Raw genomic sequence first — 17,653 nt, forward strand, 5'->3', positions numbered from 1 at the left:
ATCAGTCCTCTTGGGGGACGAGCTGGATAATATTGCGCTTCCCGGCGGCTTCGTAGAAGGCGTCAATGTTCTCGGCCACCGGCACCAAATAGTTCTCGCGCGAAAAATACTGGAGCTTCCCGGAGAGCTGGTCTGCCTGCTCGGGCGTCAGTTGCCACCAGGATGCCCCGTGACCGTAGATCCAGCAATAATCGTCGGAGTAAGTGCGGATCGCGGCAAGCTGGGTCTCGAACTCCTCCACCGGATAGCGGGCACTCTTATCGGCGTAAGAGCCCACGATCTGGTTCCCGAAGGTCTCTGCTCGTCCGGACCAGCCCAGGAACTTGCCGTCCGCGTCCTTGATTGCTCGGTAGTAACCTAACGGCCAGGCGGCAAGAGCCACGCGTCCGCGTCTGTTCCAGGACTCCAGCGCGCGACCGTCCAGCAGGGCCCGGGCGGTGTTGCGCACGGCTGCCGCATGGTCGCGGATGTTGTCGGGGTCTCGTTCGGAGTAAGTGCCCTCGCAGAAGATGTGAACCTTTCCCGGGTACTGCCCCTCTTCAAGGCCTTCGAGAAGCCCGGCGAAAAGTTCCGTCCAGAGCGGCCCGTAGTAAACCATGCCCTCGGGCAGGACGCCAAGGTCCAGGTCCGCCAGCTCCTCGGCCAGTACCGTACCCACAGTCCGCCAGCGCTCCCGGAACTTCGCCGCAAGGGCTTCTCGGCCGCCCTCGAACTCACTGTAGCCCTCCCACTGGTACTGGTACTGCTCGGACACATACTCGGTGTCGATAGCCAGCATACGGAAACCGGCGAGGCGTGCGAAGCGCGCCCCTTCGCGGAAATTGCTGGTGAGCAGGCCCCAGGCCTCGTCGTCAGCGGGATCAGGCAACTGGGTGTAGAAGGCGACTTTGAGGACATTGTGGGACAGACCCTCCTCCGCCGATCGGGCCAGGGCCTGACGCACCTCCTCCAGCAGCCTGTCTCCATCGCCCTGGTCTGGGTCATCATCCAGGGACCAGATGTCGGTAATCCAGTCGTGAAACAGGTAACTGTGGAAGAACCCCGCGAAGCCTCTGCGCACCCATGTTCGTGCTGTCTGTGCAGCATAGTTCGTATTGCCGCAGAAGTAGAGCATTTTCGGCTGAATTTCGGGATCACGAGGGTCGGGGATAAGTTTCGCCCGGACGGACGGCAGTCTTACGAGTGCGACATCATCGAACCACACGCTGCCCGGCTCTCCACCGAAATGCTGGATGTTGATCTCCGCGTTCAATCGCTTCTGGTTGACGGAGTGCTCGAACTCCACCGTCGTCCAGCGATCGGTGACCAGCAGTGGAGGTGAGTAGCGGTCGGCCAGATAGGCGCGCACCAGGGCTTTGCGGCCGTTTTCGGCGCGCGCAGAGAAGCGTATGGCATAGCGCCCGGGCTCCAGGGGCACGCGGGTATAGACGCCAGGCCGGGATGATCCGTCCCGGCTATCGGCCCGCAGGGATGCCTCGCCGGAGTTTGCGAACTCGGTGCTGCGCGATGAGACACCGTCGGAGCCGGCGGCGCCCCAGTTGTAAGAGGCCCAGCCTTCGGGCAGGCCCCCCTCGCCCAGCTGTTCGAAGCCCGGGTTCGGCAGGTCCACGGCGACGGCGGCGGATGTGAGGATGAGTGCGAGAATGAATGGTGCGGCGGAAATCGCTTTCATTACTCCCAATAGACCTCCGTGGTGTCTGCAAGTTCGCCTCGCGGAGCTGGAATCCTGTGCCTTTCATGGGAGCTTACGAAGATACGGGGCCCGGCCACCTGGACCGGGCCCCGCATCACGGATCGGAAGAGACTGCTGGACCGAAGAAGGCAGAAGACCGCCTACCTCTGAGGTTTTCTCCCCTCAGGCTCGGCCCTGGCGCAGTCTATGGATGCAATAGCTCGTTACGCCTTCTTCTTGCTACCGCAACCGCAACCGCACCCGGACTTCTTGGTCTCCTCTTTCTTCTCTTCCTTCTTCTTGGTACAGCAGCCCTTACTCTCAGACATGCTTGGCACCACCTCCTGGATTGATTGCGGTTATGGGGTTACACCCCACGACAATAGAAGGTTAGCACGGGACTCATGCCCTGTCAAGCCTGTAACCTTCCTATATACGAACCAACGCAATCGTTAGTTTGACGGTTCCCCAATCAGCGTGATGTCACACGGGAACCTGCCCGCGCGCGAGCTGTACAGTGTGAGCCCATTCCGGTTGCAGGCCTCTTTCGGAACCTCCAGTCGCACGTGTACCACGCGGTCTTCCCCCACCAGCCCGGCGTCAAACTCCACCCTTACGAGCTCGCCGTACCGCCCGTGGAAGCCGTGCAAGTGGGACAGGGCGCCCCGTGAATCTGCGTACTGGTCGCCCAGCGTCTTCTCAGCAACCACCGTCCCATTGACCGTGACGCGCAGGTCGCTGGGCCTGCGGTCCGAACTGGTCTGCGGGGCGCCGGCACGCTTGCTGGACGCTTCGAACAACAGGAGTAAGGTGCGCGCCTTGAAGCCGTCGGGCAGCTCGAAGCGGTAGTCGATGTACCCGGCACCCACACCCGCGATCAGGTGCTGCTCCTCGCCCACTTTGCCGCGCTCGATTTCGGCCTCGTGCCAGGCGGTGGAAGTCTCGAACTCCCCCGCCAGCTTTCTCAGGATGATTCGTCCCGCTCCGTCGGTTTCCATCACCGGAAGTCGCTGCTCGCGAACTTCCAACACGGTGCAGTTCCATGCGGGCCGCCCCGGAATGCGGGCTTCGAGGGTTACCAGGCCGGGGGCATCGAAGCTACGCAGCGATCCGGGTACTGCTGCGTCGAAGACGCCGCGATGGGTGATGCCATCCACCTGCACAGTCGCCTCGCCGACCGGGGTCTCCCGGCCGAAGCTGTCCACGTGGGTGGCGACCAACTCCACATCGACCTGCGGCGATTCCGGGGCGTCCATGCAACTGACGAACAGGCTCATATCCACGGCCTGCCCGGGCGCAATTGTCCTGGCCGGCGGGCCGTGGAAGCCCACGAACCAGGCTCCCTGGAGAAGCGCGGGATCGTAGCCGAACTCTTTGGGGGAACGGTCGTAGTTGTAGAAGCCATTGCGCTCCCACTCGATGTCCTGCAGTTCGGTGTAGACATAGCCGCAGATCTTTTCATGGCGGCGCAGGTCTGTGGTGAGGAAGCGGAAGCACCACGACACGTCCATATCGCCCATGCCCGCGGAGATGCCTCCATACTCACTGTTCATCAACGGCTCGTTGCCCTGGACACGTCCCGGCACGTAGTTGAAGCCGCTGCCGGGGTAGGTCTCGGCCACCACCTGCTCGACATGCTCCCGCGCTTTCTCGTAGTCATTGATGTAGTAATGCCACGAGTTCAGGTCCGTGACCACGTGATCGTAGTGGCAGGGCGACTGGTCTTCGATGATCCGCGTGGGGTCAAGCTCCTTGGCCAGCCGGTACAGGTCCGCCACATACTCCTGGCGGTCTGTGGCCTGCTTGTATGCCTGGAAGTCGCGGTCATCGCCCAGGCCCCAGGTTTCGTTGAACAGGCACCAGGAGAAGATGGAGGGGTGGTTGAAGTCGCGCTCCACCGCGCCGCGCAGCATGACCTCGTGGCGCTCGCGGGCGATATCGGAGTACCCGCTGTAGCCCCAACTCGGCAAGTCGCACTGCAGAAGCATTCCCAGACGGTCACACCAGTACAGGAACCGCGGATCCTCCAGCTTGATATGGATGCGCAGGAAGTTGTAGCCCGATTCCTTTGCCAGTTCCACGTCCCTGCGGGCTGCTTCGGTGTCTGCCCAGGAGTACACGCCCCAGGGGTTGAAAGACTGGTCCAGCGCGCCGCGCAGGTAGACCGGCTCGCCGTTGAGCAGCACGTAGTTCGGGCCCCCTTCATACAGCGGCCCGACGCTGATGGTGCGCATGCCGAAGTAGCTGTAGACCTCGTCCAGGACCTTCCCGTTGCGAATAAGGCTCGCAGTGACCTGGTACAGGTCCGGCGTCTCCGGGGTCCACAAGATTACCTCATCGAAAGCGAGTTCCCCAGCGAACCAGCCATCATTCAGCTCGAGCTCGCACACATTTTCGGCGCCGTCGGGGGCAAGCGCCTCAACGCGGAGGATATCTCCAGTCTGGGCGTTCCGGGCCTGCGCGCAAATAAACGCGGTCCCGCGCTCCACGTCTGGATTGATCTTGATACTCGCGACATGGGTCTCCGGGCGAGGCTCGAGCCACACCGGCTGCCAAATGCCGGAAGTCCGGGTGTACCAGTCCCACTGCTTGCCGACTGGCTTCTGCGCGTGGTCCATAGGGTCGAACACGCGGATGACCAGCTCGTTCTCGCCGGGCTGGAGCGCGTCAGTCAGATCGAAGGCGACGGGGATGTACCCGCTGTCAGAGTCTCCTACTTGCTTCCCGTTGCACCAGACCGTCACATGCCAGTCGGCGGCGCCGATATTGAGAATGATCCGTCTGCCGGCCCAGGCTTCCGGGATGGTGAACGCGCGCCGGTACCAACCGACTTCGTACTGGGGCAAGTTTCCGTGCTCCCGGGGCTTCATGTTGGCCTGCGCGGGATCGATGAAAGCCTCGAGGCTGTACCAGTTGTCGTTACCCGCGAGGTGTTCCGTGCCCCAGGCGAGATGGCTCTGCCAGGGGAAGGGCACCCGGATGGTGCGGGTGTACGGGGTGGCGGTTGGAGACTGTGGCGGGTCCTGGGTGCCGATGGCTTCGAACTGGAAGTCCCAGACACCGTCAAGGGAGACCCAGTCAGCGCCTTCGTCAACGCCGCGGTTCATATCGGGACGCGGGTGATGGCTGGTCTTGTAATCCGACATCGTCGTAACCTCCGGAGTCCATCAGAAAGGAATGGCCGTCTATTCGATAGCCCGGCTCCGCTGCCCTCCCATGTTGTGACGCGGTGCGCCAGGTGGCCCCAGGTCATCCGGTCGCCGACCTCAGGGTGGACGGGTATATGCGCCGGGCACCGCGTCCAGCAGGCCGTGAAGCTGGTAGCAGGCCAGGGTGACGGGTGGATTGTGCGAACCGAGATGGAGGCCGCGGAGTCGGCGACAGTGTCCGGAGAAAAGCAGGCAGACACGAAGAGGGATAATCTTGCGATGTCGGCTCAAATGCCTACCCCGCCCAGACAGAAGGGGCGCCGGGTTTTCCGACGCCCCTTTCGTGAAACTCCCCTGTCTCTTCCGTGGCAGGCTACTTCTCGACGTCCTGAGGCTCTTCGTCCGACGCATCTTCCTTCTCGGACTTGCCGGCGGCCTGGATCAGGTCCAGCGCCTGCTGCAGCCCGGGGAAGAGGCTCTGCAGGGCGGCGGCACCAGCCTGCACGGTCCCTTCGGGCAAGGTCTCCTTCATGCCGTCGACGAAGGCGCCGATGCCCGCGGCACGGCTGAAGGAGGACATGGCGTTCCCGAGCATGTCCGGGTCGCCGTACAGGTTGATCTTGGCGCGGCTGAAGGCGTCGCCGAAGCTGCTGGCGAAGGCCACACCGACTTCCTTGTTGGCGTTGATCTGCGCCAGCGCCTTCTCCAGTTCCACGGAGATCTGCTCATACTCGGCTTTGGCGCTCAGCTCTTTGCGCAGGACCTCGACGCGGGCGGCCTCCACGTCCTGCACCTGTCGGGCCTCGACGGCAACCTGCTCGCGCTTCACATTGACCGGGACCATCTCGCGGGCCTGTTCACCTTCCGCTTCGAGGGTCGCAGCGTCTCTCTGGGCCTCGGCTTTGAGGCGGATGGCCTCAGCGATCTTGACGGCCGCAAGCTGCTCACCTTCGGCAACCTTGGCGGCCTTGTACGCTTCGATGTCCGCCTCCATCTGCTGCTTGATCTGCTCCTGTGCAGCCATCTGCTCGGCGAGGATCACCTGGACACGCTTCTCGCGGTCGGCCCCGGCGACTTCTTCAACGGTGACCACTTCCTGGGCAGCCCTCTCGCGTTCGGCCTCAGCGGCCAGACGCAACTGCTCCGCTGCAGCCCGGCGCTGTTCAGCTTCGGCAATGGCGATCTGCTGCTCGCGGCGAGCAACTTCAACCTCGCGCTCGCGCTCAACATCCGCCGTCTGCACCGCCTGGTTGCGCAGGACGTCGGCGGTCTGCCGCTCCTGCTCCCGGGCGATCAAGGCCTTCTGTGCCTCAATCTTGGCCACGTCAACCTGCAGGTCGCGGGCGACGCCGGCCTCTTGAACCTGGCGATCCTTATCGATCTCCGAGGTCTCAACCAGGCGTCGCTGCTCGATCTCATATGTCTCGGCCTGCCGGCGCCGCTCGGCCTGGATGATACTGACTTCGGCGGCCTGGATCGCCTCGGCCTCCGCCTGTTCCTTTTCCAGCATCAGGATCTGCTTGCGAGTCGCCACGTTCTTATCGACGATCTCACGCTCGGCGTCGCGCTCGTACATGTTGCGTTCGACCCGGGCCTTCTGGGTGATCTCCGCGATCTTCCGCAGGCCCTGGGCGTCGAAAACGTTGCCTTCGTTGAGACGCTGGGCGCTGGTCTGGTCGAGACGGGAGATGGTGACCGACTCAAGGGTCAGGCCGTTGGACTTGAGGTCCTCGCGCACCAGTTGGGATACGGCGTTGGCGAAGTCGTCCCGTTCCGTGTGGAGCTGGGCGAGGTCTCGCGTTGCGGCTACAGACCGCAGGGCGGAGACGAGCTTTTCGAAGACGAGTTCCCGCACTGCGCTTGCGTCAACAGAGCGGTCACCCAGGGACCGGGAGGCGTTCAGGATGTCATCGCCCACCGCCTGCACTTTGATGTAGAACTCCCCGCGGATATCGCAGCGCAGGTTATCCTTCGTGATCAGCGCGTCCTCGGCGATACGCTCGACCTCGAGTTTCATGGTCTCCAGGGACACGGGGACAATCTTATGGACCACCGGCACCACGATGCAGCCACCGTCCAGTACGACTCGGCGTCCCCCCATGCCGGTTCTGACGAATGCCTCGTTCGCGCTGGTGCGCTGGTAGAGCTTGGCGATGATGATAACAATCGCCGACGCGATCAGGACCAATGCGCCCAGCACTACGAAAATGAGACGACTGATCGGGTCAGGGGCGAACCCCGGCGCGACAAAAATGAGCCCCAGACCCAGCACCACCATGCCAATTGCCATCAACACAAGAGCTCCCTCCTGTCATTTCGCTTCATCACTGGTCGTGCCCGTCAGTGCAGCTTGACTCGCGACCGATCCGCGACATCAGGGGGGTGGCAGATTGGCAGCCCCCCTGAACCGGGCCATCCCTCCTGCCATCTCGGGCCCGGGGACACTCAGCGGGTGCACGTCAGATGTGCCGATACCGGCCACCGGCTGCATGCCCGGCCTAGAGCGGCGATTGGCTGACATCGAAGTAATCCCCCTCCCGGTGGTACCGCACCACGATGATATCGGCGCCCTTGGGCAAGTCCCCGTCCACGGGCTGCACCCTGACGCGATGCCAGGTGCCGCCCTCATCTTTCACATCAGCCATGCCTCTTTGGCCCGCGGGCACGGCGTAAAGGACTTCGCCGATCCGGCCCACGAGGTCATCTTCGCGGATCGCGTAGGTCTCGCTGGTGGGCATGATCTTGTTGAGCAACTGAGCGATGCTGCTCGTAAGGGTCAACGACAGCAATATGGCGACAGCCAGGGACGGCCAGACATAGACGTTGGGCGCCCAGTCCCACGGGAACACGGTGCCGAACAGGCCGTTGCAAGCTAGCCCCGTGGCCCCGAAGAGCACCATCAATGTGGTGACCAGGATCGAGACCGGCACCTTGCCAAGTCCCAGGACGGAAAGGGCGCGGAGAGCGAAAGAGTCCCCGGCGTGCGCCGACACATGGTGATCATGCACCTCGTGCTCCACCCCGCCATGGTGAACATCGAGGTGGCCGGAGTCAGCGTCCACGTCGTGGGCCACATCGAAATCATGGTCCATGTCAGCATCGACGTCGTGGTCCATGTCCACGTCGACATCATGGTCTACGGTCAGGTCGACGTCGTGGTCCACGTCGACGTCGTGGTCAACGCCGCTGTCCACGTCATGGTCGCCGCCCAACCCAGTGGCGCTGAGGATGAGGTAAACCCCCGCAAGGCCGATGGGTGCGACGAAAATCAGATTGTACCAGGCGAGCAATTCCATGCTGCGTACCCCCTTCTCGGACGATGCCCGTCCGGTTCCGAACGTGCGGTTACTCCGCGTTGGCGAGCTACAACTGGCCGTTCAGCTCGGCGGACAAGGGCCTGTCCAACAACCTGCGAACGCGCTCCTCGAACCCCGCGCCGTGGTGGCGGGCATCGGGCGCTTCTCCGCGATCAAGCGCGTCCAGCACGTCCAAGCGCGCGGCTTGCTCCAATGCCTGCGTCTCGAGCTTCTCCAGAGCCGCCCGGTCTCGCGCGGCCTCGGCTCGCTGGATAAACTCTCGCAGCTTCTCCCGCTCACGGTTCTCGCGTTCGAGCCTGCCGGCTTCGTCTGCCCTCCGCAGGACCCGCTCCAGTTGGTCGCGGCGCTCGCGGTAGTTGCTGATGTCACGGCGCGCTCTTTCGTCGGCGTCTTCGGCGATACCCAGCAGTTGGTACGCCGGAGCGTCCCCTTCGGCGATGGCGTCCTGCAGCTCGAGCCTGGCCCTGTGCGCCCGGGCCACGGAGAGTGCCGCTGCCGTCCTGGCCACCTCCAGTTCCGCTTCAGCCTGGGCAATGGCGCGCTGCTGGTCGTTGGTGTCGGCACAAAAAAAGTCAGCTACAATTCGCTGCAGCCAACTCAGAATGGACATGGTATCTTCTCGCTATGGACCTCGCTTTGTGATAATATACCCGGGCCTGATGGGGCCAAACGGAAACCGGATTCCGCCCGGCAGCCGACGCAGTCAGGGTTACCTTCGCGACAGGCGGGGCAATTCCTGCCGCGCATTGCAGCCGCCCCATGTGGCTCCCGAGCCCTTCGCGATCCACCATTCCGTCCCGCGCAGGAAGTTCATGGCCTGCGTGCCGCGACCTCCCGGAACCACCACGAGTGAACGCGACAACCGCGCAGACGTCGAACCCGGGCTCGCAGCTCACCGCCCTGCTGACGATGGGCACCATCGCCGGCGCCATAGCAGTGAGTCTGGCCACGATGATCGCGACCAACCAGCCGCTGCTCGCGCTGGCTGCCGGCGTCGCGACCCTGGGCACTGTCGCTGCCATTTCTTCCACAGAAGCCTCGATCTACGCCGTCATCACCATCGGCTGCGTGGACGGCCTCATCAAAGGCATCTACCCGGGGATGTTCACGGTCCTGCTCAAGGACATCTACCTGATGCTTGCTGTGCTCCACTGGATCTGGGACGGGATGAACGGACTGGGGCGGACCTCGCTGCAGACCCGCGTAGCCGTGCCCGCGATCATGTTCATCCTGTACTGCATGGCGCAGATGTTCAATTCCGAGAACATGAGCGGTCTGCTGGCTCTCGCCGGGCTGCGCTCCTGGATCATCTGGATACCCATCTTCTTCATCGCCTACGACAGCATCGTCACGCGCAGGCAATTCGAACGGCTGCTGATGTTCATCGCCTTCATCAGCGGGGCCACGGGGATCTATATTATCGTCCAGGGGCAGATCGGCTACGAACACCTGCTGGCGATCAACAGCAGTTTCGATTTCTACGCCCGTTTCCAGAACAACGACCTGTTCCGGGCGCCCGGCTCTTACGTCCACCCCGGTGTCGCGGGCGCGACCATGAGCTACGCGGCGGTGGTATGCATGGCCTGCGCCCTTGCTGCCCGTCCTTTCTCCTTAGTCCAGATACTCCTGCTCATTTCCGGTCCGATCTGCGTCGTTGCGATGGCGGCCACCGGTGGGAGAGCGCCCCTGGTTGGGGCGGTCTTCGGCGTGGTGGCCTTCGTCATCATGGCCCGACGCCCACAGCTTCTCGTGGGCCTGTTCGTCCTGGCCATCATTGGCCTTTGGCAGGCGGACGTCCACGTCGGGCGCATGATGTCCGCCCGCTACAGCCAGAGTCGACTGAATATCCCGGCTATCGTGGACCGGGCTATCGAGCCCCTGGGCAAGGGTTTGGAAATGCTCGCGAAGTACCCTTTGGGAACCGGCGTCGCCAGTGGAGCCGGAGCCGGGCGGGCTTATGGGATGATCGAGGAAGAGATGGCCGTCAAGGGCGAGACTGCCGTAATGATCGAGAACGAGTTCGGGCGCGCCATGAAGGAGCTTGGCCTGCCCGGTCTCGCGCTGTTCGTCTGGCTTCTTTGGAGGGCGATGACATCCGCCGCCACCGGGCTATCCGGCGGCAATCGCAGGGACAGCGTGCTCGCCGCGGGCCTTGTGGCAGGAGCCATCAACCTGAGTATTCAATTGATGGTGGGCTCCGCATTGTATCTGGCCCCCGCGGGGACCTACTTCTGGCTCAGTTGTGCGCTGGCGTCGAGGATACCGAGCTATTCCGAGCAGGAGCGCATCGAACTTGAGGAGCGCAGTGAGGAACAGATCAGAGCCTGGGATGAGCTGATGGCTTCCATGGAGAAGCCCCCCGCCGCCTGACGTGCCGGCAGTAGCTCTTCGCCGATCCCACAAGAAACGCCGCCTGAATCACGCGACGCACCCGGAGGTACCCGACATCATGCAGTTCCAGTTGCCTACGATCCACATTGAGAGCCAGACCCTGGCGGAAGGCTGGGAGAAGGCCGTCCTTGCCACCTGGGAGCGGGGTGCGCGCATTGCCACCCAGTATGACCAGCCCGGCGACCCGGAGAGCCGCGATGCTTCCCTCATGCTCGCCGTGGCCGATCCCTTCGCCGAGCCCCGAATCCACCGCGCCATGCCCGGCGGCTTCTATGAACTCGAGGTCTACCGCCAGGAGGTCATCGACGGCATCCATGACCACTGGATCGCACCCGATGAGGGCAAGTGGCAATACACCTACCACGAGCGCTTTGCCAGGTACACCGTGCCCGGCATCGAACAGCCCATCGACCAGATCCAGTACGTGGTGGACACGCTCGTTGAAACCCCTCATTCCCGGCGCGCCCAGGCGGTCATCTGGAAAGCCTGGGATGATGCGGGTATCGATCACCCGGCCTGCCTGCAGCGCCTGTGGTTTCGCATTTTCGATGACGCCCTGGTGCTTGCGGCCCACATGCGCAGCAATGACGCCTTCAAGGCCGCCTTCATGAACATGTACGCCTTCACCGATCTGCAGCGAGTGGTGGCAGAAAGGATCAGCGAGCGCCTCGGCCGCCCCATCCGCGTGGGTCAGTACAACCATGTCGTGGACTCATTCCACATCTACGGATCGTATTTCGACGAGTTCGAAGGCTTTCTGAAAAGCGTCGCCCAGCGGTCCTGGGAACAGCGCACCTACCGCACTGAGGACGTCCAGATGCTCATCGACGAGGCGCGCGAGAAGATAGCCGATTCCCTGGCCCGCGAGGCGAGCAAGACGGGTGAAGCACTGCAGGAGGAAGCCCCATGAAGGCCATCATCCTGGCCGCGGGAGCAGGCAGCCGCAATTTCCCGTACGAGCTGACGCGCCAAAAGGCCGCCCTGCCCGTTGGCGACACGTACCTTGCGCGCTGGACAGTGGAATGCCTGAACCGCGCCGGGATTGAAGATGTACTCGTTGTCGTGGGCTACCTGCACGAACGCGTCCGCCACGCGCTGCTTGGCCTGGATGTCGTCTTCGTGCACCAGAAGGGCGCTACGGGCACCGCCGGAGCGGTCCTGGATGCCCTCGCCATTGCGGGCGAAGACGAGCCGTTCCTGGTCATCTACGGCGACTGTCTGTTCGACGAGGAGGGCTTGCGGGGGTTCCTGCAGGCCTTCAAAGATCAGCAGCCTTTCGCAGCAGCCGCATTGTCGCCACTTGGAGAGCGTGACTCGCTCAACTGGCTCTGTGGATCGTTGTCCGCAAGCGGCGAGCTCACCGGCATTTCTGGTCACCCGCGCGCGGCATCGCACCGTCTGTGCGGGTTGTACGGGTTCTCACCGGACTGCGTGCCTTTCATCCGCGCTAACCCGGGCTTCGTAGACTGCGTGAATGTGGGCGGTATGCCGGCGCATGAGGCCGAACTCGCTCAGTCGCTCCAGCTTGCCATTGATGCCGGGAACTCCGTGATGGCCTGGGAGCATACCGGGCTGTTCGTGGACATCGACAAGCCGTGGCATGTGCTCGAAGCAAACCATGCTTTCGCGCGGTATCTCTGCGGCCGCCTGACGGACAATCGTATCGCCCCGGATGCGCGCATCCACGACGGCGCGGAGATCAGCGGCTACGTGTGCCTGGGACCGGGCGCGGTCATCGGCAACCGGGTGGTGATCCAGGGAAACCTCATCGCGGGGGCGGGTAGTCAGATCACCAATGGGGCGATCCTGGGCGGCAACTGCGTGCTGGGCAGCAAGGTCCGGTGCCGGGACTACTGCCAGGTGGGCGGCGGAGCCTGCGTGGGGTCGGACTCGCTCATCGGCCACGGCGCGGAGCTGGGAGGGGTGCTGTTCGAGGGCGTCTACCTCTACCACTACTGCGAGATGGCCGGGGTCTTTGGGGCGCGGCATGATGTGGGTGCAGCCACAGTCTGCGGTACCCTGCGCTTTGACGACGGGAACACGACGCACCTGGTGGCCGGCCGCCGCGAGATCCCGGAAGTCGGCGCGAATGTGGCCTACTTCGGCGATTATACACGCACCGGGGTGAACGCGATTATCATGCCCGGCGTGAAGGTCGGCGCGTACTCCTGCGTGGGGCCGGGTGTGGTGCAGAGTGAGGATCTGCCCCACAACACCGTGGTGCTCTTGGAACAGCAGACGGTTCGCAAGGAGTGGGGCCCCAACCGCTATGGCTGGTAGTTAGCCCGGATTCGCCCCGGATTCCGCGAAAAACGAGGCCCGGAACCGTTGACACTGCACGGGGCCACTGTTATACTCGCTAAGTAGCTCGTAAGTCCCCAGTGCTGTCCGAAGATTTCCCGAGCGCGCAACGCTCCTTGATTCCGACAGAAGCCTCCGGCACGTGTCCTGGTGGGGCAGGGCCGTACAGGCACGGATCACGTGCACTGATGATAACCCCGGGTAGAACACGTCAGGAGATCGCTCCGCACGCCGGTGTGCTAACGGCGGCGTTCCGCCACAGTGCAGCCGAGGCCGGCAGACCAGACGGTGAGTGTGGATCGGGAACCTGAGTCAAGCGCAGCATACGGCGGCCTGTCACGGACCGTCACGAGGGCAATCAACCATTATCGGCGCCTTTCGCAGGCAATCCTCCATCGTATCGCCCGCATTCCATGAATCCCGCGCAGGACAGGTAAACGGCCGTGACTGAACGCCAGGGACATCGTGGCGAACGCGTGCTTGTGCTCGATTTCGGGGCACAGTACGTTCAGCTGATTGTGCGGAAGGTCCGTGCACTGAACGTGTACGCCGAGATCAGGCCTTACGATACCCCCGTGGAAAAGCTTCTCGCCGAAGAGCCGCGGGGGATCATCCTCTCAGGCGGCCCCGCCAGTGTGTATGAGGACGGGGCGCCACGGGTGGAGCGCGCCCTGTTCGAGGCAGGAATCCCGGTCCTCGGCATCTGCTACGGTCAGCAGCTTATGGCGCAGGTACTGGGCGGCGTCGTGTCGCCGGGCGGCAACCAGCGCGAGTACGGCCGCCAGACAGCGGTCATCGAGCGTCCGGGCACCCTTCTTGAGGGCTGCGGCGACCAAATGCAGGTGTGGATGAGCCACGGGGACAAGGTCACCCGGGTCCCCGACGGATTCCAGGTGCTGGCTCACACCGAGCATTCGCCTGTGGCTGCAATGGGTGACGAGTCGCGGAAACTATACGGTGTGCAGTTCCACCCCGAAGTGCACCATACGCCCCTCGGGCAGACGGTGCTCGAGAACTTCCTCAAGCGCGCCTGTGGCTGCAGTGGCGATTGGAAATCATCATCCTTCATTGAGGAAGCCGTTGCGGATCTGCGCGCGACCATCGGTGACGACCGGGTTCTGTGCGCGCTATCTGGTGGGGTGGATTCGTCGGTCTGCGCCGCTCTGCTTGACCGCGCAGTGGGCGACCGCCTCCTGTGCATGTTCATCGACCACGGTCTCATGCGCAAGAACGAGCCCGAGCAAGTGCGCGAGTTCTTCGGCAACCTCCTGGGCGACCGCTTCGTGGCTGTTGACGCCTCCGACCGGTTCCTGGCCAAACTCGAAGGCGTCGAAGACCCCGAAGCAAAGCGCAAGATCATCGGCGAAACCTTCATCCGAACCTTTGAAGAAGAGAGCGAGAAGCTGGGCGAATACCGTTTCATCGCCCATGGTACTCTCTATCCCGATGTCATCGAGAGCGGCGGAAGCTCGGGTGCAACCGATGTCATCAAGACCCACCACAATGTGGGCGGACTGCCCGCGGATATGAAACACGAGAACCTGGAGCCCCTGCGGTGGCTGTTCAAGGACGAATGCCGCCGTGCCGGCCTGGAACTGGGGTTGCCTGAAGAGATTGTGTGGCGCCAGCCCTTCCCCGGCCCAGGTCTTGCAGTACGCATCATCGGATCCGTTGACCGAGAACGCCTGGCCCTGGTGCGTGAGGCGGACGCCATTGTGCGCGAGGAGCTCAAGGCTGCAGGACTTGAGCGCTCCATCTCCCAGTGCTTTGCCGTCCTGGCGACCATGCGCAGCGTTGGCGTCATGGGGGACGGCCGCACTTATGGGCATCCTATCATTGTCCGTGCGGTGGAGACCGACGACTTCATGACCGCCGACTGGGTGCGCATTCCCCACGAGGTGCTGGCGCGCATCTCCAACCGCATCACCAACGAGATCAGGGGCATCAACCGCGTCGTCTACGATATCACGTCCAAACCCCCGGGGACCATTGAGTGGGAGTAGATCCCGTGTCTGCCGCCGACGTACCCGACGATGTCGAACGCATCTTGCTGGACGAGGGCACCCTTGCCCGTCGCGTGGGCGAGTTGGCCCTGCAGATCAGCGCCGATTATCAAGGCCGTGATCTGGTCCTGCTCGGCGTACTCAAGGGCGCCGTGGTCTTCCTGGCTGATCTCATGCGCGCGATGACTGTCCCCGTTGCGGTAGAGTTCGTGTCGGCTGCAAGCTACGGCGATTCAACGAGTTCCTCAGGCGAAGTGACTCTGAAACTCGGCGAATGCACGGATCTCCGCGGCCGGGATGTGCTTATCGTCGAAGACATCGTGGACACCGGTCAGACTCTGAGCCGCCTGGCACATGAAGTCGCGGGGATGGGACCTGCGTCGCTGAGGATCTGCTGCCTGCTGGACAAGCCCTCGCGCCGCAAGACAGATCTGAAGCCTGACTATACCGGCTTCGAGATCCCTGACCTGTTCGTCGTGGGGTATGGCCTGGACTTCGCCCAGAAACACCGGGACCTCCCATACGTTGCTGTTCTGAAACCCCAGGCCTACCGTCAGTAGGGGCATTGGCGCCCAACTACCTTACTTGTCGCGAGCGGGGCTTTGCTCCGCAATCTATCGAGAGCTGTGGTGCACCCATGTTGGAACTTGCCGAACTTCAGCGGAAGACCGTTGATGAACTGCGTCAGATCGCCGCACAGATGAGCATCCCGGGGTACTCTTCGGCGAAGAAGCAAGATCTGTGCATGAAGCTGCTCGTGGCCCAGAGCGAGAGGAACGGCCACAGCTATCGCTACGGGGTGCTCGAGGCCCTTCCCGACGGCCGCGGGATTCTGCGCGCCGACGGGTACACGCCTAATCCTGAGATGGACGTGTATGTGGCCGAAACCCAGATCAAGCGATTTGACCTGCGATATGGGGACCTTGTAAGCGGCCCCGTGCGCCCGCCCAAGGACACCGAGCGCTACTGGTCACTGCTGCGGGTGCAGACCATCAACGGTGAGCCGCCGGAGAAGCTCAAGGGCCGGCCGCATTTCGAGGACTTGACCCCGGTCTACCCGCAAGAGCGCATTCGGCTGGAGACCGAATCGCCCTCGAACATTACCGGCCGCATGCTTGACCTGATCACGCCTATCGGCCGGGGCCAGCGCGGGCTCATCATTGCCCCGCCCAAGGCCGGCAAGACGACGATCATCAAGCAGATTGCTAACTGCATCACGGAGAACTATGACGACCTGCGCCTCATGGTGCTGCTCATCGACGAGCGCCCCGAAGAGGTTACGGATATCGCGCGCTCCGTCGACGGCGAAGTCATTAGCTCGACTTTCGACGAGCTTCCCGAGAACCACCTGCGGGTGGCCGAGACCGTCATGGCCCGGGCAAAGCGCCTGGTCGAGATGGGCGAAGACGTGGTCATCCTCCTGGACAGCATCACCCGCCTTGCCCGCGCCAGCAATCTGACTGTGGACCCAAGCGGACGCACCCTGTCCGGGGGTCTGGACCCCACCGCCCTGTATCGGCCAAAGAGGTTCTTCGGCGCCGCCCGGAATATCGAGCACGGTGGCAGCCTCACCATCCTTGCGACCATTCTCATCGAGACCGGCAGCCGCATGGATGAAATGATCTATGAGGAGTTCAAGGCCACGGGCAACCTGGACCTGGTCTTGTCTCGCGAACTTGCCAACCGTGGCACATTCCCCGCGGTGGACATCCAGAAGTCCAATACCCGCCACCAGGAGCTGCTGTTCAACGACGACGAAATGCAGAATGTCTGGCAGCTTCGCCGGGCGCTCAACGTGATGGATACCACCGACGCCACCGAGACCCTCCTGCAGGGCCTGCGCCGCACCAAGACTAATCAGGAGTTCCTGGCCATGGCCGCCCATTCGTTCAAGCGGCGGTAATGCGCGGGGCCGCACTGGCGACTCGGGCAGGTGTTCACCGCCATTTGTCGAATCTTTGATCGTGAAGAACTATTCTGGAGCGAGCGAGGACGCGATGATACACCGCGGCGCGGCACGCCAACCCAGATACCCGCTTTGTGCCCTCGCCTTCTTTGTCCTGGCGGTGTGCATCCTCGCGGGGTGCAGGCCAACGCCGCCTGCGGAGAAGCCCGTGGACATCGACGCACTGCGTTCGGAAATTCGGTCGATCGAGTTTATTAATGACCTGTCGCTGTCTCGGGAGCAGGTCGAGCGTCTCATCGACGCGCTCGAGAAAGTCGACGCCACACTTCAGGCCACGCGAGAGACCCGCAAGGCCACCGAAGCCGAACTCTTGCCCCTGCTGCAGCAGCGGCGGAAGGCGTTGATCGCAGGCGAAGACGTCTCCGAGGAAGTCAAGCGAGGGATCGTCGCGCTCGAGACGCGTCTGGACGGCGAGCCGTGGCTCGGTGCTGGTGGTGAAAGCGCACTCGCCAAAGAGTTGCGCGGCATCCTGTCGGAGGACCAACTACGGATCGCGTCGGGTGCTGGACAGGCGCGTGCGGACGCCCTTGAGATGCTCGACGGTTTCCGCAGCCTGACTCAGGAGGATTTCGACGCCGAGATTGGCCCCTTCGCTGCCAACCTCGCCGCCGACTCCAAGGGCCTCACGGCGAACCAGATTGAGGCGCTTTTCCGAGAGGCCCGGACCTTCAGCGATGACGAATACGCCACCGCCAGGGTCAAGATGGCCGAACAACTCGAGCCCGCCTTCCTGCCCGTGGGCGAGACGGCCGACTGGTTGCTTGCCCAGTCTTTCGCAGATCCACATATCCTGCCACTGCTGCGCGAGAAGGCCGCCGCCATGGACCGGGCTTCGGGGTAGCGCAGGCTCCGTC

General features: G+C 63.1%; 12 protein-coding genes. 7 read left to right on the plus strand and 5 right to left on the minus strand.

Annotation, left to right across the window (positions count from 1 at the left end; genetic code table 11):
- Nucleotide 1: 1 nt before the first annotated feature.
- From HPY44_02000 to HPY44_02020, 5 genes are all read right to left on the minus strand, one after another.
- Nucleotides 2-1,672, minus strand: coding sequence for a hypothetical protein (locus tag HPY44_02000; protein NSW54762.1), 1,671 nt, complete (start codon nucleotides 1,670-1,672; stop codon nucleotides 2-4).
- Between the two features lie 452 nt (nucleotides 1,673-2,124).
- A complete protein-coding gene (locus tag HPY44_02005) occupies nucleotides 2,125-4,818 on the minus strand; it encodes a hypothetical protein (GenBank protein NSW54763.1) in 2,694 nt (897 codons plus the stop codon).
- A gap of 376 nt (nucleotides 4,819-5,194) precedes the next feature.
- Nucleotides 5,195-7,117 carry a hypothetical protein gene (locus HPY44_02010; GenBank protein ID NSW54764.1) on the minus strand — a complete coding sequence of 641 codons (1,923 nt, stop codon included), beginning with the start codon at nucleotides 7,115-7,117 and terminating at the stop codon, nucleotides 5,195-5,197.
- A 202-nt stretch (nucleotides 7,118-7,319) separates the two neighbouring features.
- Entirely contained in the window at nucleotides 7,320-8,117 is a 798-nt protein-coding gene (locus tag HPY44_02015) for a DUF1449 family protein (GenBank protein ID NSW54765.1), read from the minus strand.
- A 67-nt stretch (nucleotides 8,118-8,184) separates the two neighbouring features.
- Complete coding sequence (locus HPY44_02020; GenBank protein ID NSW54766.1) at nucleotides 8,185-8,748, minus strand: hypothetical protein; 564 nt, start codon at nucleotides 8,746-8,748, stop codon at nucleotides 8,185-8,187.
- A gap of 239 nt (nucleotides 8,749-8,987) precedes the next feature.
- Between HPY44_02020 and HPY44_02025 the strand changes: the two genes are divergently transcribed.
- The 7 genes from HPY44_02025 to HPY44_02055 all read left to right on the plus strand — a co-directional run bounded on the left by HPY44_02025 (nucleotide 8,988) and on the right by HPY44_02055 (nucleotide 17,640).
- Nucleotides 8,988-10,508 (plus strand): hypothetical protein, encoded by a 1,521-nt coding sequence (locus HPY44_02025; protein NSW54767.1) that lies wholly within the window; start codon nucleotides 8,988-8,990, stop codon nucleotides 10,506-10,508.
- A gap of 79 nt (nucleotides 10,509-10,587) precedes the next feature.
- A complete protein-coding gene (locus HPY44_02030) occupies nucleotides 10,588-11,439 on the plus strand; it encodes a hypothetical protein (GenBank protein ID NSW54768.1) in 852 nt (283 codons plus the stop codon).
- Nucleotides 11,436-12,809 carry an NTP transferase domain-containing protein gene (locus HPY44_02035; protein ID NSW54769.1) on the plus strand — a complete coding sequence of 458 codons (1,374 nt, stop codon included), beginning with the start codon at nucleotides 11,436-11,438 and terminating at the stop codon, nucleotides 12,807-12,809. The genes HPY44_02030 and HPY44_02035 overlap by 4 nt, the downstream gene beginning before the upstream one ends.
- 464 nt (nucleotides 12,810-13,273) lie before the next feature.
- Nucleotides 13,274-14,833: a glutamine-hydrolyzing GMP synthase gene (gene guaA, locus HPY44_02040; GenBank protein ID NSW54770.1), complete on the plus strand. Its 1,560-nt coding sequence runs from the start codon at nucleotides 13,274-13,276 to the stop codon at nucleotides 14,831-14,833.
- A 5-nt stretch (nucleotides 14,834-14,838) separates the two neighbouring features.
- A complete protein-coding gene (hpt, locus tag HPY44_02045) occupies nucleotides 14,839-15,393 on the plus strand; it encodes a hypoxanthine phosphoribosyltransferase (GenBank protein NSW54771.1) in 555 nt (184 codons plus the stop codon).
- 77 nt (nucleotides 15,394-15,470) lie between these two features.
- On the plus strand, nucleotides 15,471-16,736 hold the full coding sequence (gene rho, locus HPY44_02050; protein NSW54772.1) for a transcription termination factor Rho: 1,266 nt from the start codon (nucleotides 15,471-15,473) through the stop codon (nucleotides 16,734-16,736).
- 94 nt (nucleotides 16,737-16,830) lie between these two features.
- The gene (locus HPY44_02055; protein ID NSW54773.1) at nucleotides 16,831-17,640 is read left to right on the plus strand and encodes a hypothetical protein; all 810 of its coding nucleotides are present in this window, start codon (nucleotides 16,831-16,833) and stop codon (nucleotides 17,638-17,640) included.
- The last annotated feature ends 13 nt before the right edge of the window (nucleotides 17,641-17,653 follow it).

Source organism: Armatimonadota bacterium (genome assembly GCA_013314775.1).
In the GTDB taxonomy this organism is placed as follows: Bacteria; Armatimonadota; Zipacnadia; order Zipacnadales; family JABUFB01; genus JABUFB01.

Coding starts and splice junctions, on each gene's coding strand:
- HPY44_02000 (NSW54762.1), bottom strand. CDS start 1,672: ATGAAAGCGATTTCCGCCGCACCATTCATTCTCGCACTCATCCTCACA.
- HPY44_02005 (NSW54763.1), bottom strand. CDS start 4,818: ATGTCGGATTACAAGACCAGCCATCACCCGCGTCCCGATATGAACCGC.
- HPY44_02015 (NSW54765.1), bottom strand. CDS start 8,117: ATGGAATTGCTCGCCTGGTACAATCTGATTTTCGTCGCACCCATCGGC.
- HPY44_02020 (NSW54766.1), bottom strand. CDS start 8,748: ATGTCCATTCTGAGTTGGCTGCAGCGAATTGTAGCTGACTTTTTTTGT.
- HPY44_02030 (NSW54768.1), top strand. CDS start 10,588: ATGCAGTTCCAGTTGCCTACGATCCACATTGAGAGCCAGACCCTGGCG.
- HPY44_02035 (NSW54769.1), top strand. CDS start 11,436: ATGAAGGCCATCATCCTGGCCGCGGGAGCAGGCAGCCGCAATTTCCCG.
- rho (NSW54772.1), top strand. CDS start 15,471: ATGTTGGAACTTGCCGAACTTCAGCGGAAGACCGTTGATGAACTGCGT.
- HPY44_02055 (NSW54773.1), top strand. CDS start 16,831: ATGATACACCGCGGCGCGGCACGCCAACCCAGATACCCGCTTTGTGCC.